We start from the raw sequence: 15,669 nt of genomic DNA, 5'->3' as shown, positions 1-15,669 counted from the left end.
TTACTTTAGACTTATTCATAGAAAGGAGCTTACTCATGAAATTCGATTACGAAAAGGAACCCCGCCGAGATATTTTATGTATTGATGTCAAATCCTTCTACGCTTCTGTAGAATGTGTCAAACTAGGTCTATCACCACTGGACACAATGCTGGTAGTCATGAGTAACGCTGAAAACACAGGTGGCTTGGTTCTCTCTGCTTCTCCTGCCGCCAAAGAAAGACTTGGCCTTTCTAACGTTATGCGAAAATGGGACATCCCCAATCATCCTGATCTTAAAATCGTACCGCCAAGAATGCAGCTATATATTGATGAAAATATGAAAATTAATGCAATTTATAAGCAGTACACATCCAGCAGTGATATTCTTGTCTATTCTATCGATGAAACATTCATTGACATTACGCATAGTAAAAAACTATTTGGTAAAGACGCATTTGGACTGGCCGAAGAGATAAAAGAACGAATTCTTAAAGAAACCGGGCTCCATGTAACAATCGGTATTGGAGATAATCCTCTGCTTGCCAAAGTTGCTTTAGATGTTCAAGCAAAACATACAGGAAATTCGATTGCTGAGTGGCGTTACGAAGATCTTCCAAATACCTTATGGAAGGTCCAGCCCATCACTGAAATGTGGGGCGTGAATGTTCGAACTGCCAAACGTCTGGAGAAACTAAATATTCGCTCTGTTTTTGATTTGGCTCATGCTGACTTAGGAAAACTAAAAGAAGAGATGGGCGTAATTGGTGTTCAGCTCCATGCCCATGCTTGTGGAATTGATCGAACAAAGTTGTCCGACACTTACAAACCGATGGAAAAATCCTTTAATAACAATCAGATATTGCCTCGCGACTATCGCTTTCAACAGGAAATTGAGATTGTTCTTCAGGAGCTTTCTGACCAAGTCGCAGCTAGATTGCGGCAGCATGATGCGCAAACGCAGTGTGTCTCTCTTTACATAGGCTATTCCAGTTGGTACAGAAAACAGGGAAACAAAGGCTTCAACCAACAAATGAAGATTCCTCCAACTAACCGATCGAAACTGTTAAAAGAATACATAATAGAAATTTTTCGCCGAAACTGGACAGGAGCAGAAGTGCGTCGCGTAGGAATTTCATTTTCTAAGCTGACCTACACAGAAGCAATTCAATTGGATCTGTTTAATGAAGCTGACACCCCCATCAATGATCATAAACTCGATTTATTGATTGATGCCATCAGAAAAAAATATGGCTTCACCTCTATTGTACATGCTAATTCCCTGATGGAGGGTGGAACTGCAATTAGCCGTGCTTCTTTAATCGGTGGACACGCCGGTGGAATGGACGGATTAAGGAGTGAATATGATGCCAAACGAAATTGATTGGAGCGATTCTTATTTCCATGATTATGTCGATCGTGGAATCATGAAATGGCAAGGAATGTATCTTTCAGAGCACACAGCTGAAATGGAGAAAGAACAGCAGGAGGAAGAACATGTGATAGTACCTAAAGAAAAAATGTCTGAGTACGACATCCAACAGGTGTTGGCCTCTGCCTATGAATCACAACTCCTGATTGCTATTCAACTGGAAATGAAGGATACAGATAATAATTACTTTGAAGATGTCACCGGAAAGCTTATGGGCTTTGATGAACTAGGTATACTTGTTGATGGAAAGCTCGTACTTTATGAAGAGATTCGACATGTTGCATTGAAAAGCTTCCATAAATGGAGCGAGGTCTAAAGGAGGAAAAAAGTATGAGAACAGGTAGCTATGTAGGAATTGCCGATAAAATCAGGCTAGTTTCAGCCTTTCCAAACATGTTGGTACGCCTAACGCTTCACACCACACAAGAAGATATCAATTGTCTTGTTGGTAAACGTGAGCTGGCAAACCTAGTGATGTTTCTGGAAAATAATACCTTTGAGCTTTCTGTATTTGGTCATTATAATGTGCGCAATCAGTTTGTGATTGAAAAGTTCATCGTCAGAAACCCAAATTCCTTTGTCCGAGAGTTTGTGATGAAGCCACTGAAGAGTATCGCGTAAAATAAACATTCAAAACAAAAGACGTAAGAAGCACTAGTAAATAAGGAAGCTTCTTACGTCTTTTATTCTATCTAATCACTTCAACACTGTACACCTCGGCAAATGTGGCCGGGAAAGTCTCCAATACAATACCGTTTGTTTTGATTTTTATGACCTGCCCCTTTTTCACCTCTACCGCATCGTGAATAGGAATATAACATTCCTGAAAGCTATCGCTGATTTTTACTTTTACAAGCACTGTTTCACTTTTTTCAGCTTCCAAAACTTCTCCTATAAACACATTGTCCTCAACATAATCAAATACAGGATCATCTTCACTGAGGCTGCCAGCAGGAATATCACTGAAATCCTCACTACCGATTGAGTGGCTTGGAGATGTTTGATCGCTCTTCATTATTTTACCTGTTGATGGTTCAATAGTGCTCTTTACCGTTTGATCATTCAGAGTATCTGATTTTTGGCATCCCAATAAAATGAGTGTAATCATAAAAATGCTTAGAAGCATCCAGCTCTTTTTCAACATACTCATCTCCTTTTTTGTTTTAATAAGGCAAAAATTAAAAGTATATGTACTATTTTCAATATCTTCACTCTTTAGAATGTTTATCAGTACCTATCTTTTTATTCTTTAAGTTTTCAGAAATGTTTGGTTAACATTTTTCTAAGCTGTAAGTAACTTACCATTTTCTATAAAATTATTTGCTATACTTCGTACTAACACTTTTTAGAAAAGTTATCTGGCAAGCATCAAGCAGTTTCCATAACCAATAATTGGTTCAACTGTTCTTGTTGCTATGACTTATTAAAGGAGGTCATTCTATATGAGAATATCACTGATACAAAGACTTGCAGTTGCCCTCACAACTATCTACTTTCTTTTCCTATTCTGGGCAATCATTTTCAAATTTCAGTTATCACTAAGCTATCTTCCAAATCTCCAATACATCAATCTTATTCCTTTTGCTGAATCCTCCTTTCAGACCGGAGCATTTAACACCTTTGAAGTATTGGGAAATCTCATCATTTTTGTTCCATTTGGAATTTACTTAAACTTATTACCGACAAAGCTATCCTACGCCAAACAGGTTGTTCTAATTGCCACCGTAAGCTTGGTCGTTGAACTTCTTCAGTACATCTTCTCTATAGGTGTAACAGATATCACTGATCTGATAACCAACACGTTTGGTGGGATCACCGGCATCCTTCTCTATCTCGCCCTAAAAAAATGTGTAGCAAATAAGCACACTTTGCATCAATACCTAACAGCAAGCGCAGCTATTGGCACAGCCTTAACATTGATTCTGACCAATATCATGCTTATGGCCTAACTGATTATATGAAAAATCGTCCTGATTTCACTATTCAGGACGATTTACTATTTTCATCTCTCTGCCCAATTTTCATTTTATCAAACTACCGAAGTGTATGAAAGACATGCAGTATTCGATATATAATAAACAGAAAATAACAGGAATCATTTAATATTTCTCTAAGCTATACTTTTCCTACTTTTTTTCAATGGATTGTTTGATATACTGTTATATAACCAGCTTTTTCAGGAATCATTTCTGAATTTTTTCTGTAAACTATAAGAAGCGTAGAATGCTAGTTTTGCATTGGCAATCAAGCAAATCACCTGACAGGAGGGAAGCTTATATGAACTATTCATTTATCCAAAAGACCGCTGTGGTTCTGACCACTGTCTATTTTATTTTTTTGATTTGGGCCATTATTTTTAAATTTCAGTTATCTTTAGATAAACTTCCCGACCTTCAACATATTAATCTCATTCCATTTGGAGATTCTTCATTTAAAGCAGGAAAGTTCAATACTTCTGAGGTTCTCAGCAACTTCATCATATTTGTTCCTTTTGGTATTTATCTCAACCTTATTCCCTGGAAGCTTCCTTATCTGAGTCAAGTTCTCTTTATTGCAGCTGGGAGCATTGCCTTTGAAGTTCTTCAATACATTTTTGCAATCGGAGTTTCGGACATCACAGATATATTGATGAATGTAATAGGTGGTGTCAGTGGGATTCTCTTTTATCTTTTGTTAAAGAAAATCAGTAAAAATGGCGCCCGATTAGACAAATATCTGATAATCATCTCTGCCATTGGTACTGTTTTGATGTTCGTTTTGGTTACGATCTTGTTTGTGAATTAAGAAATTTCTTAGCTCTTAATTTAACATTTTGGAAATTGTTTTAAGGCTGTTAATCAGTAGTTTCAGCAGATAAAACGAATCTACAATTTTAATAATTAAAACATCGAAGTTTGAGATTTCTCTCCTACTTCGATGTTTTTTAACAGTTGAATCTAGACAGAAAATTTTAGCTCCTATTTCCAACGAATAGGAATTTGTGCTTCTCCAGAATAACTATGGTTCCCCTTTGATATTCCCCAGTTGAATGTCAGGTACTCTTCTTCCCCAGTTAAATTGTTCCATTCAACCCATTCATTGCTAGAAATATCAGATCTATAACTAATAGTTGCACCAGTGAACTGTGAAGATGGAACAACAGGATCGTATAGTTGATAAGAAGTCGTTCCTTGCTTCAGTGTAATAGTAGGCATGATACCTTCTGTATCGATATTGATTCTATTCAATCCAGTCAAATCGGATATGTCTGAGATATCTGTTAAAACAGCTTGTGTATATTTCCCTCTATCGTCCTCATCGTCATGGTTACCAACTCCAGAGGTACTTAAACGGAGATATTTCAAGTTTTCAGCATCTTTCAAATCATATAAATTGACCTGATTTGTTACCTCAAGCATTACTTCTTCTAACTGCTCTAGCTTTCTCAAAGGGCGCAAATCCTTTGTCGTACCTTCTTCACCAGTCAAGCTTTTAAGATTTGTTGCATTCTCCAATCCATTGAAATTGGTATAATCATCGACCCAATCTGGAGAAATGCCTTCAACAGAAGCTATATACTCTTTAGGAAAAATACCATACTCATCTGTAAAAGCAATTTTTTCTTCCCACTTCTGTTCAACAGCAGCAACCGCTTCATCGTATTCTTCATCTGTTAATTCACCAGTATCATACTTCTCGTCTAGCAAATCAATTTCTTCCCTTTGTTGATTTTCAGCATAAAATTTTCGATAATTAGACTGAAATTCATCCATCAAATCATTACTACTGAATCGAATATAATCACTTGGCTCTGCATTCGCTCCTACAGGAGACAATAACATCGTTCCTAGTGTAAACAAACCTACAACAATCTTCCGTTTTATTTTCATTACATACACTCCTTTTTATTTTATAAACGAATTATACATCAATAAGACTGAAAAATACACAAAACTTTTTAATACCAAAGATAAGAAGATGATCAAAAAAAGTTTATTAAGATATAAAAAAAGCCTCAACCCTTGCCGTACAAAGGTTGAGGCGAAACTCTTCATTAAAAAGAATTATTTTACTGTTACAGAAGCGCCAACTTCTTCTAAAGCAGCTTTCAAAGCTTCAGCTTCGTCTTTAGAAATGCCTTCTTTAACTGGTGCAGGAGCTCCGTCAACTACAGCTTTAGCTTCTTTCAAGCCAAGACCAGTTGCTTCACGAACTGCTTTGATAACTTTAACTTTTTGATCTCCAGCTGCAGTTAATTCTACAGTGAATTCAGTTTGTTCTTCAGCTGCTCCACCTGCTGCTGGACCTGCTGCTGCAACAGGAGCTGCTGCAGATACGTCAAATTTTTCTTCGATAGCTTTAACTAATTCACTTAGTTCTAAGATAGTTGCTGTTTCTAGTTCAGCAATAATGTTTTCAATGTTCAATGCCATTTTTGTTTTCCTCCATTTAAAGTTCAATTAAACTATAATTTTTTTATGATACTAAAGTTAAGCTGCGATTAGGCAACTTCCTCTTGTTTTTCTGCCACTGCTTTGACAGCGTAGGCAACGTTGCGGACTGGTGCTTGTAGAACAGATAGCAACATAGATAGTAAACCATCGCGGCTTGGTAGTTTCGCAAGTGCAGTAATTTCTTCCAAAGAAGATACTTTACCTTCGATAACTCCACCTTTGATTTCCAATGCTTTTGCATCTTTAGCAAATTCATCCATAATCTTAGCTGGTGCTACTACATCTTCGTTACTGAATGCTACAGCTGTAGGACCTGTGAATACTTCATCAAGACCTTCTAAGCCTGCTGCTTTTGCTGCACGTGAAAGGATAGAATTTTTGATAACTTTCATTTCAACGTTTGCATCACGAAGTTGTTTACGTAAGTTTGTTACTTCTTCAACAGTAAGACCACGGTAGTCAACAATAACTACAGAAGCTGCTGCTTTGAATTGTTCCGTTACGTCATCAACTAAACCTGCTTTTTTAGCGATTGCTGCTTCACTCATTTATTTCACCTCCTGAATAATGATGGAGAAGTTTTAAGCTGATAAACAACAAAAAACTCCATGCCACCGTTGACATAGAGGGACTCATTGACAAAATTTAATCAATCGTTGTCCTCGGTAGGAAATTAAGACTTGCGCCACCTACTGTCTTCGGTACAGTTATTTATTAACCTCAACTACCTTATCATAAATAAGGTAGTTGAGTCAATAGTTTTCAGTTAATTAAAATGAAAATTGGTCAACGTGGATTCCAGGTCCAAATGTTGTTGTTACTGAAATGTTTTTGATGTATTGACCTTTTGCTGCTGATGGTTTAGCTTTCAACAGTACATCGTTGATTGTGTTGAAGTTTTCAATCAGTTTGTCTGTATCGAATGATACTTTACCGATAGGAACATGGATGTTACCAGCTTTGTCAACACGGTAAGTTACTTTACCAGCTTTTACTTCGTTGATTGCTTTTGTTACGTCCATTGTTACAGTTCCAGTTTTAGGGTTAGGCATCAGACCTTTAGGACCTAATACACGACCTAATTTACCAACTTCAGCCATCATGTCCGGAGTTGCGACAACTACGTCGAAATCGAACCAGCCTTGTTGAATTTTGTTAACCATGTCAGCATCGCCAACATAGTCAGCGCCAGCAGCTTCTGCTTCTTTCGCCTTTTCACCCTTAGCAAATACTAAAACAGTTTGTGTTTTACCAGTTCCGTTTGGAAGCACAACTGCTCCACGGATTTGTTGGTCTGCTTTTTTAGGATCTACATTTAGACGGTAAGCAACTTCAACTGTTGCGTCGAATTTTGCTGTATTTGTTTCTTTAGCCAAAGCTACCGCTTCTGCTACTGTGTAAGCTTTAGTAGTATCAACTTTTTTTAATGCATCTTGCATTTTTTTGCTCTTTTTAGCCATTTTGTTTCCTCCTTGATTGTGGTTATAACGGTAGAACCTCCCACGTAATTCATATCTTTCAATATGAAGCCGACTGAGAAGCTACTTCTTCAGGGTTGCAGATGATCTATTATTCTACAGTGATCCCCATGCTTCGTGCAGTTCCTTCAACCATGCGCATAGCTGATTCAACATTAGCTGCGTTTAGGTCTGCCATTTTAAGTTCAGCGATTTCTTTTACTTGGTCGCTGGTTACTTTAGCTACTTTGTTTTTGTTAGGCTCGCCAGAACCTTTTTCAATTTTAGCTGCTTTTTTCAATAATACTGCAGCTGGTGGCGTTTTTGTAACGAATGTGAATGAACGGTCTTCGTATACAGAGATTACCACTGGAATAATCAAGCCTGCTTGATCAGCTGTACGAGCATTGAATTCTTTTGTGAATCCCATGATGTTGATACCCGCTTGACCTAGTGCAGGACCTACTGGCGGTGCTGGTGTTGCTTTACCTGCAGGAATTTGCAATTTAACTAATTTTTCTACTTTTTTTGCCACGAGACATACCTCCTTGAGTCCGTGATGTGGTTAATTGGAGATACATATTTCTCCTCCCACTGTCTTTCTTGAAAATACCAAGAATAGACGTGTACAAAAATGCACACTTAGATAGTATACAGCCTTTCTGCTATTAATTCAATATTTTTCTTTATTTTTTCTTCCTTTTTTAGCTTCTTTGCAGCATGATTCGTCCAACCAGTGATTGGTACATTGGAAGCGGCATAAGACTTCTCAAATGGATCAACTGGCGACTTTTCCCTACTGTATATCGCAACTTACGGCGTCGGTCTGTCGCAGCTTTGAAAATCACTTCTGCCACGCCTTTTGGTAAGGAGCCTTTTTCACCGTTCGCAACAACGTTGGCTTTTATCGTCTTCCCCTGTCTTTCATATTCCCCCTTCAACGCAGTGGTTTGCATAGAGCGTTCGTAAAAATCTGTCCGGATCACCCCTGGTTCAATCAGCTTCATTTTTATATTAAAAGGCTTCAGCTCGTATTGAAGCGATTCTGTTAATCCTTCGATTCCCCATTTTGTCGCATGATAAACCGATTGCATTGGCAGTGAGGTTCTACCGGCAATAGAGGAAATATTTATGATACGTCCTGACCATTGCTTTCTGAAATGAGGAATACATTCTTTCGTCATATTTATAACGCCCAATAAATTAGTATCAAGCTGTTGTTTGATCTGTTTATCACTTGCCTCTTCTAAAGGACCGAAGAGATAGTAGCCTGCATTATTGACTAAAACATTGATTTGCTTAAATTTCGCTATTCCCTGTTGAACAGCTTGCTTAATACTATATTCATCTGTCACATCACACCTAACCAACAGCAGTCTTTCATGATTTTTCAACTCTGTTGCCAGCTCCGGTTTACGCATGCCTGCGATGACCTGCCAGCCTCTCTCAATAAAATAATATACAGCCTCTCTTCCTATTCCTGATGAAGCTCCGGTGATAAATACGGTTTGTGTCATTTTTTTCACGTCTCCCTTACTAAATATTCTTTATACATCGTATATATAGTTAAAACGAAAGAAAAACGGACAAAATCGTCCTTTAGTCGATCAAATCAGATATTCTGACGCTCGCCAGTTCTTCTTCCATTGCTTTTTCTGCTCTTTTCAAGCTACTGATGCCTTTTTCCACCATCGCATCTAAATTATCGAAATCCATATTAAAGGTTCGATAAGTACGAAACAATTCTGTTCCCTGTTCAACTGCATGGAATACATCATATAAGGTCATCTCATTAATTGGTCTAGCTAAATGATTTCCACCACGTGCACCTTCCTTTGTGACGATCAAGCCCGCTTTTTTTAGCTTCCCAAGAATCTTTACAACAGTAGGTGTTGGGATATTGAGCATTTCTGAAATCACTTTTGCTGAAAGAAAATCATATTTTTCCTCTTCTGATTTGAAGTGGATAAACACCAAGATCGAGGCTCCCTGAAATGTTGCTCCAGAATAAGACAAGTGTATCCCCTACTTTCTTTAGATAAACTATATATCATGAATATCTAGTTGTCAATCCTTCTACCACTATCTATTTGAAGAACAGCTGGCTTGAATTTTCTATTTTGAACTGCTTGAACAAGATTCTCACTGTTTTTTTAGAAGAAATATTCACTTTTCCAAGCCTCTTATGTTAAACTACTTCCAGTTCGTTTATTCGTGACTGGGACAGAATGCAACTTCCACGTCCTATCTACACTTATATCTGAATAAACGATAGGATAAAAGCAACCTCTTTTAAATAGAACAACCCTATAATTAATAAACTATCCTGAAAAACACTACAAATTGATATGCCTATCTTTACAGTCTATTAATCGAAAGGAGAAACACATGGAACAGCAACGCTATAAAAGCGTCTTTGATATCATCGGTCCTGTGATGATCGGCCCGAGTAGTTCACACACAGCTGGTGCCGCTCGTATTGGTAAAATCGTTCGAAATATTTTTGGAGAACAGCCTGATAGTGTGGACATCTACCTCTATGAATCTTTTGCAAAAACCTATCGTGGTCACGGTACCGATATCGCCTTAGTTGGCGGCCTTCTCGGGATGGAACCTGATGATCCGGCGTTAGCTGACTCATTGAAAATTGCCCATGAAAAAGGCATGGAAGTTCTTTTCGTTCCTAAAAATGAAAAAGCTGAGCATCCAAACTCTGTGAAGCTATTGGTCTCTAAAGGAAAACGTAAGCTATCCGTCACTGGTATCTCGATCGGTGGTGGGAATATTCAAATCTCTGAACTGGATGGTTTTAAGATTTCGTTGAACATGGGGGTTCCGACCTTCATCATTGTCCATCAGGATGTTCCAGGGATGATCGCTAAAGTAACAAATTGTCTTTCTGATATGTCAATAAATATCGGGACAATGACTGTTACACGCGAATCAAAAGGGGAAAAAGCCATTATGATCATCGAAGTGGATCAGCACGAAGCTGGTACCATTGTTGATACCTTAGGTAAAATCCCGCATATCCATAACGTCAATTACTTTGACTGATCTGAAATTTATTAAAGGAGCAAAAAATGATGTTTCTTTCTATCGAAGAATTAGTGAAACAAGTGGCAGATTTTCCTTCTGTTGCAGAATTAATGATTGCAGTAGAGATGGAAACCCATCACTGTAGTCGTGAGCGGATCATTGAAATAATGGAAAAAAATCTGATTGTGATGAAACAATCAATCGAAGAAGGAACTGCGGGTGTTACCTCTGTAACTAAAATTACTGGTGGCGACGCCGCGCGACTAAACAGCTATATTGAAAGTGGCAGTTTTTTAAGTGGAGAAACGATTTTGACGGCAGTCAAAAATGCCGTCGCTGTTAATGAAGTCAATGCAAAAATGGGCTTGATTTGTGCCACACCAACAGCAGGTAGCGCCGGTGTTGTTCCGGGCGTTTTACTGGCTGCAGTGGATCGATTGCAGTTGACACATGAACAGCAGCTTGATTTTCTTTTTACTGCCGGTGCGTTTGGATTGGTTATTGCCAACAACTCCTCGATCAGCGGCGCTGAAGGTGGTTGCCAAGCTGAAGTGGGTTCTGCAAGTGCGATGGCAAGTGCTGCTCTAGTTTGTGCAGCTGGCGGCACACCTGAACAAGCAGCTCAAGCAGTTGCTATCACACTGAAAAATATGATGGGCTTGATTTGCGATCCGGTTGCTGGATTGGTTGAGGTCCCTTGCGTGAAGCGAAATGCGCTAGGCTCTTCTCAGGCCTTTATCTCTGCTGATATGGCGCTTGCAGGAATTAAAAGTGTGATTCCTCCTGATGAAGTCGTAGCAGCCATGTACCAAGTAGGTCGGCAAATGCCAGGGATTTTCAAGGAAACAGCAGAAGGCGGGCTTGCCGTAACACCAACAGCGAAAAGACTGACAAAAGAACTACTAATGAAAAAAGACTAGCTTTTACTCACCTAGCGCAAACAATAAAAACCCATCATTTTAGATTAGCAGTTGAAGGACTTCAACAATAATCCAAAATGATGGGTTCTATTTTGAAGCGACTAACCGAATTGGAGTTTGCAAGCTTCAAACAGCTTTTTTTATTCCAATTCAGATACTTTACTCCTACATTCTCTTCTTCGCTTCTACAACAAACTGCTCCATCTGACTATAAAGCGTCTCTCTGATTTCTTGCAAATCATGCGCTACAAGCTGATGGTCCTTGACCAGCTGCTTTCCATTGACCCAGACATGTTGGACATTCGATGGATTTGCTGAGTAAACTAGCGCGGAATAAGGATCAAAGATTGGAAACATATTGACAGACTGAGTTTCAATAAGCGTAATATCAGCTTGCTTCCCAACTTCTATCGAACCAATATTCTCAAATCCCAGCACTTCTGCTCCACCTCTAGTAGCCAACCGTACAATTTCCTTTGCCGGGAATAATGCCCGATCCTTTTCGTAGGTCTTATGAAAATTTGCGAACAGCTTCATTTGAGCAAACAGATCCAGTGTATTGCCACTACTTGGTCCATCCGTTCCTAAACCAACAGTCAAGCCCGCTTCCAACATATTTTTTACTGGTGCCACGCCTTTCGCTGATTTGGTATTTGCCCCAATACAGTGAGCAACTCGCGTATGATCAGCATGAGCAGCAACCAACGCAATGTCTGATTCTGTCATATGAATGCAATGTGCCATGATAAACGGTCGTTCCATATAGCCTAGACTTTCCAACAATTCAAACGGTGTTTTCTGATATTCCTCCGCCAACTCTACCAGTTCATAGTCCATTTCTGCTACATGCATAGTAATCGGTACTTGATACTCATTACTCAGCTCAACAATTCTTTTCAGTGCTTCATAGGAATTCGTATTCGGTGCATGAGGAGCAATAGCCGGCGTAATCAATGGATGATTTTTCCATTTGGGCAAAAAACTTTCGCAATAGCTCAAACCACCTGACGGAACCTTACTATCACAGGTAGGCATATCAATCACTGTTTCGCCAACGATCGCCCTAACGCCAAAACGGTCACAAACCTCTGCCACTTGCTCTTCAAAATAATACATATCACAAAAGCTTGTCACCCCACTCAACAGCATCTCACTGATTGCATAGGCACTGCTTGCTGCTACCAGCTCTTCTGTCATATATGCTTCAAGCGGGAATAGAAACCGTCTCAAGCGGTCAGGGACATCATCGCCAAGTGATCGAAAAGGCATCATCCCTACGTGTGTATGTGTATTAACAAAGCCTGGCAACAGTATACCGCCTTGCCCATCAATCACTTTGTCTGCTGAAATTTCCTGTCCATACCATTCTCCTATCGCACTGATTTCTTCATCGTCAACTAGTACATAGCCTTTTTTGTACACCTTCATCTGATCATCCATAGTCAGTACATTGACATTATGAATCAAGGTTTTCATATGATCACCCCATCCTCCGGAAAGACCAGTGGATAAAATTCCTGTGTTTTCGTATTCATCATACCTCTATCCGTCATTTTGATTGCCGGTGATACAGGTAATGATAATGTCGAAAACGACATTATCTCATTCATATTCTTATAGCCTAGCTTTTGCATCGCACGACGTACCTGCTTCAACTCGTTTCCCAGTTCTTCGACAGGTGCTTGAGATAAAATCCCACCGATTGGCAGTGGACAGGTTGCCTGAATTTCTCCTTGTTCTGTGACCACATAGCCACCTTGCATACGCAGCAATTCATGCTGTGCTGTCAGGATATCTTGGCTAGTATTGCCCATAACCATGACGTTATGATGATCATGCGCCCAAGTCGTACCGATACTGCCCTGTTCAGTAATTGGCTGCTCCATCAATGCATACGCAATGTTGCCATTCTTTCCATAACGCTCCATCACAAGCAGCAACGCACAATCTGAGCTTTCCCAATCAAGGAAGCCCTCCTTCACAGAAATCTCTTTTGTGATACGCTCTGTAAAGGTACCAATTTCCTGCTTCTGAATCACGTTGCAGCGGACCTTTTCCAAGGCTGTTCTTACTGGAATTTTCAAATCTTCTTCTGTCAACTGCTTACATTGAACAGACTGTCTGTAAGACGTTGGAAATTGTTCAATCGTCTCTGGATACGCGATCGTGTCGCCTTTTTTATGAACAAATTTCCCAGATTTATACACTTCATCAATAGAAAATGCAGCTAAATCATCCAAAAGTAAAAAGTCAGCAACTCTTCCCGGTGCAATCATTCCTCGATCATGCAGCCCCATCCTTTTTGCCGGTGTATAGGTTGTCATGTAAATTGCTTGTTCTATAGGTAGACCTGCAGCAACTGCCTTCTTCAGATTCTCATTCAAGTGACCTTCCAAAAGATCATCTGCCATTACATCATCGGTAATAAGACAAGCATAGTCATAATAGCTATTCTCAACAATCACTGCTATATTTTCAGGCGTGATGGACTTATTTTGAAATTGAATAAACATCCCATTTTCAATTTTTTCTGCCAAAGATTCAGGAAACTGGTGCGTGTGATCGGAAGAAATACCACTATAAAGAAAGGCAGCCAATTCTTCTTCATAAATCTTTGGACAATGTCCTTCCAGTGGCATGGTTGGTCGTTTTTCTTTGCATAAATCAATGATTTGTCGAATCAGCGAATCTGGTTCACTTGCAATTCCTTTGAAATTCATTGCTTCACCTAGACAAATAATCTTCGGGTTTTCCAAAAGCTCCGCTACCTCTCGTAGACCAATGATTCCGCCCGTTGTTTCCAGTTCGGGCGTCGTCGAAGGAACAGAGGAAGGGATCGCATGAAAAATATCGATTTCTGTTTCTGCTGCCATGAACTCTGTCAATCCATCGATGCCGAAAACATTCGCCATTTCATGAGCATCTGCAATAACGGTTGTGACCCCATGAGGTAAAACAGCCTTTGAGAAAATAGTTGGTGTCGTCATCGAGCTTTCGATATGCATATGACTATCAATCAATCCAGGAACCATATAGCGTCCTTGCCCATCCAGTTCCTTCTCAGCGTTCAGATATGTCAGATCCTTTGAACTGATATAGTAAAATTTCCCTTCACTGATTGTTACATGCTTTTCCTCAAATAGTTGCTTCACTGTATTATAAACATTGATATTTTTTATCAATAAATCGATTTTCATACGCAGCTTTCTCCTTACTATTTTATTATGTACCCTATCTTCCAGTATAACGTGTTTTATGTTATTGTTCTCAACAAAATCAAATGGCTGGGAATCATCTAATGCTATCCCAGCCACACTCTTTTTTATTGGTTAATTAGACGATTCCATTGGTCGATCCAATCTGTTAATTGACCGTTCACGAAGTCAAAATCAACAGTCGCTGCACGATCTGCAATCGCACCATAGGTCATGTTTCCAGCTTCTTCATCTGTCAGCTCAACAGTGCTTACTGTTGGTGCTTCGTTCAAAGAGAGAGCTTTTGTTTTTTGAGAATCGGCACTGATTCTGTAGTTGACGAATTCATAAGCCAACTCTTTATTCGCTGCTTCTTTAGGAATATTGATCGTATTGTAGTTTGCGTACGTACCACTTTCCGGTACAACGTATTCGATCGTATCAGAATCTCCCTTGATCACATCATAAGCGAAATCCATTACAACAGCTGCTTCGATTTCTCCCGCTTGGAACATGTTTGCCAAATCAGAAGATTTTGCATATGTTTTTACGATATTTGGTTTCAACTCTTCCAAAGCTTTAAATGCCGCTTCGCCGTCGTCTTTTGTAATATCCTGATCCTTATAATCACTAGCAATATACATCATCAATGGTCCAGCAGTCGTCGTGATTTCCGGAATTGAAATTTTTCCTTTTAGTGACGCATCCCAAAGGTCTGACCAGTCTGTGATTTCTTTTCCAACTTTTTCTTTGTCATAAACGATTCCGACACTGTTTACAGCAATTGGAACACCTGCACCGCTGTCAAAAACTTCTTTTGCACCATCTGTCAGGTCCGCAATATTCGGTATTTTTGATTCATCCAACTTTTCGAACATTTCTTGTGATGCTCCGTCAGCTGAGTTAGCCTGTGCTAGTTCGATCACGTCAATACCTGTTGGGTTGCTGACAAGCTTCGTAAAACGATCCCCGCTATTTCCGATATCCAATGTGATTTTTGCATCGAACTCTTTTTCAAAAGGTGCCATAACATCACTTTTTACGATATCTTCACTTAAACCAAACGTCGAAACGACTAAATCTTTTGATTCTTTTTTATCCGAAGAACTATCTGTACTTCCCCCACCACATGCTGCTAGTGCAAACACGCTCGCCAATACCAATGTTCCTGCTGCAAATCGTTTTTTCACAATTTCTTCCTCTTTTCCCTTTTTATT

The 15,669-nt window shown here is 39.3% G+C and carries 18 protein-coding genes and 1 other annotated feature; of the genes, 7 read left to right on the top strand and 11 right to left on the bottom strand.

Going from position 1 to position 15,669, the window contains the following annotated elements; all coding sequences use genetic code 11:
- Positions 1-35: 35 nt before the first annotated feature.
- The 3 genes from A5888_RS18785 to A5888_RS18775 are packed head-to-tail and all read left to right on the top strand — an operon-like array spanning position 36 to position 2,030.
- Positions 36-1,361 carry a Y-family DNA polymerase gene (locus A5888_RS18785; protein WP_086348980.1) on the top strand — a complete coding sequence of 442 codons (1,326 nt, stop codon included), beginning with the start codon at positions 36-38 and terminating at the stop codon, positions 1,359-1,361.
- A complete protein-coding gene (locus tag A5888_RS18780; RefSeq protein ID WP_086348979.1) occupies positions 1,345-1,725 on the top strand; it encodes a hypothetical protein in 381 nt (126 codons plus the stop codon). Before A5888_RS18785 ends, A5888_RS18780 begins: the two co-directional genes overlap by 17 nt.
- Before the next feature lie 14 nt (positions 1,726-1,739).
- Positions 1,740-2,030 (top strand): hypothetical protein, encoded by a 291-nt coding sequence (locus A5888_RS18775; protein ID WP_086348978.1) that lies wholly within the window; start codon positions 1,740-1,742, stop codon positions 2,028-2,030.
- Positions 2,031-2,097: 67 nt separating this feature from the next.
- Here the strand turns inward: A5888_RS18775 and A5888_RS18770 are convergent, their stop codons facing one another.
- Positions 2,098-2,550, bottom strand: a complete 453-nt coding sequence (locus A5888_RS18770) for a hypothetical protein (protein ID WP_139843856.1) — start codon at positions 2,548-2,550, stop codon at positions 2,098-2,100.
- A gap of 301 nt (positions 2,551-2,851) precedes the next feature.
- Here A5888_RS18770 and A5888_RS18765 point away from each other — a divergent pair, with 301 nt between their 5' ends.
- Together A5888_RS18765 and A5888_RS18760 are read left to right on the top strand one after the other, a co-directional pair.
- Positions 2,852-3,358: a VanZ family protein gene (locus tag A5888_RS18765; RefSeq protein ID WP_086348976.1), complete on the top strand. Its 507-nt coding sequence runs from the start codon at positions 2,852-2,854 to the stop codon at positions 3,356-3,358.
- 328 nt (positions 3,359-3,686) lie between these two features.
- Positions 3,687-4,193 (top strand): VanZ family protein, encoded by a 507-nt coding sequence (locus tag A5888_RS18760; RefSeq protein ID WP_170924762.1) that lies wholly within the window; start codon positions 3,687-3,689, stop codon positions 4,191-4,193.
- Positions 4,194-4,366: 173 nt separating this feature from the next.
- Here A5888_RS18760 and A5888_RS18755 read toward each other — a convergent pair whose 3' ends face one another.
- The 7 genes from A5888_RS18755 to A5888_RS18725 form a co-directional block, all read right to left on the bottom strand.
- The gene (locus A5888_RS18755; protein ID WP_086348974.1) at positions 4,367-5,278 is read right to left on the bottom strand and encodes a hypothetical protein; all 912 of its coding nucleotides are present in this window, start codon (positions 5,276-5,278) and stop codon (positions 4,367-4,369) included.
- Positions 5,279-5,452: 174 nt separating this feature from the next.
- Positions 5,453-5,821: a 50S ribosomal protein L7/L12 gene (gene rplL / locus A5888_RS18750; protein ID WP_086348973.1), complete on the bottom strand. Its 369-nt coding sequence runs from the start codon at positions 5,819-5,821 to the stop codon at positions 5,453-5,455.
- 68 nt (positions 5,822-5,889) lie between these two features.
- On the bottom strand, positions 5,890-6,390 hold the full coding sequence (gene rplJ, locus A5888_RS18745) for a 50S ribosomal protein L10 (protein WP_086348972.1): 501 nt from the start codon (positions 6,388-6,390) through the stop codon (positions 5,890-5,892).
- Positions 6,391-6,431: 41 nt separating this feature from the next.
- Positions 6,432-6,562 (bottom strand) — a sequence feature (ribosomal protein L10 leader region).
- Positions 6,563-6,612: 50 nt separating this feature from the next.
- Complete coding sequence (gene rplA / locus A5888_RS18740) at positions 6,613-7,302, bottom strand: 50S ribosomal protein L1 (RefSeq protein WP_086348971.1); 690 nt, start codon at positions 7,300-7,302, stop codon at positions 6,613-6,615.
- 109 nt (positions 7,303-7,411) lie between these two features.
- A complete protein-coding gene (gene rplK, locus A5888_RS18735) occupies positions 7,412-7,834 on the bottom strand; it encodes a 50S ribosomal protein L11 (RefSeq protein ID WP_086348970.1) in 423 nt (140 codons plus the stop codon).
- Between the two features lie 169 nt (positions 7,835-8,003).
- On the bottom strand, positions 8,004-8,816 hold the full coding sequence (locus tag A5888_RS18730) for an SDR family oxidoreductase (RefSeq protein WP_086348969.1): 813 nt from the start codon (positions 8,814-8,816) through the stop codon (positions 8,004-8,006).
- A gap of 82 nt (positions 8,817-8,898) precedes the next feature.
- On the bottom strand, positions 8,899-9,315 hold the full coding sequence (locus A5888_RS18725; RefSeq protein ID WP_170924761.1) for an RrF2 family transcriptional regulator: 417 nt from the start codon (positions 9,313-9,315) through the stop codon (positions 8,899-8,901).
- A gap of 372 nt (positions 9,316-9,687) precedes the next feature.
- Between A5888_RS18725 and sdaAB the strand changes: the two genes are divergently transcribed.
- Positions 9,688-10,356: an L-serine ammonia-lyase, iron-sulfur-dependent subunit beta gene (sdaAB, locus tag A5888_RS18720; protein ID WP_086348967.1), complete on the top strand. Its 669-nt coding sequence runs from the start codon at positions 9,688-9,690 to the stop codon at positions 10,354-10,356.
- Between the two features lie 29 nt (positions 10,357-10,385).
- Positions 10,386-11,258, top strand: a complete 873-nt coding sequence (sdaAA, locus tag A5888_RS18715; protein WP_086348966.1) for an L-serine ammonia-lyase, iron-sulfur-dependent, subunit alpha — start codon at positions 10,386-10,388, stop codon at positions 11,256-11,258.
- 165 nt (positions 11,259-11,423) lie between these two features.
- Here sdaAA and A5888_RS18710 read toward each other — a convergent pair whose 3' ends face one another.
- The 3 genes from A5888_RS18710 to A5888_RS18700 form a co-directional block, all read right to left on the bottom strand.
- Complete coding sequence (locus A5888_RS18710) at positions 11,424-12,734, bottom strand: amidohydrolase (RefSeq protein WP_086348965.1); 1,311 nt, start codon at positions 12,732-12,734, stop codon at positions 11,424-11,426.
- On the bottom strand, positions 12,731-14,455 hold the full coding sequence (locus tag A5888_RS18705) for an adenine deaminase (protein ID WP_339101779.1): 1,725 nt from the start codon (positions 14,453-14,455) through the stop codon (positions 12,731-12,733). The genes A5888_RS18710 and A5888_RS18705 overlap by 4 nt, the downstream gene beginning before the upstream one ends.
- 125 nt (positions 14,456-14,580) lie before the next feature.
- Positions 14,581-15,642 carry an ABC transporter substrate-binding protein gene (locus A5888_RS18700; protein WP_086351144.1) on the bottom strand — a complete coding sequence of 354 codons (1,062 nt, stop codon included), beginning with the start codon at positions 15,640-15,642 and terminating at the stop codon, positions 14,581-14,583.
- Positions 15,643-15,669 lie beyond the last annotated feature (27 nt).

The organism is Enterococcus sp. 9E7_DIV0242 (assembly GCF_002140975.2).
In the GTDB taxonomy this organism is placed as follows: domain Bacteria; phylum Bacillota; class Bacilli; order Lactobacillales; family Enterococcaceae; genus Enterococcus_L; species Enterococcus_L clewellii.
Note: the sequence above shows the minus strand (reverse complement) of the source record. Positions and strands in the feature narration are given on the sequence as shown.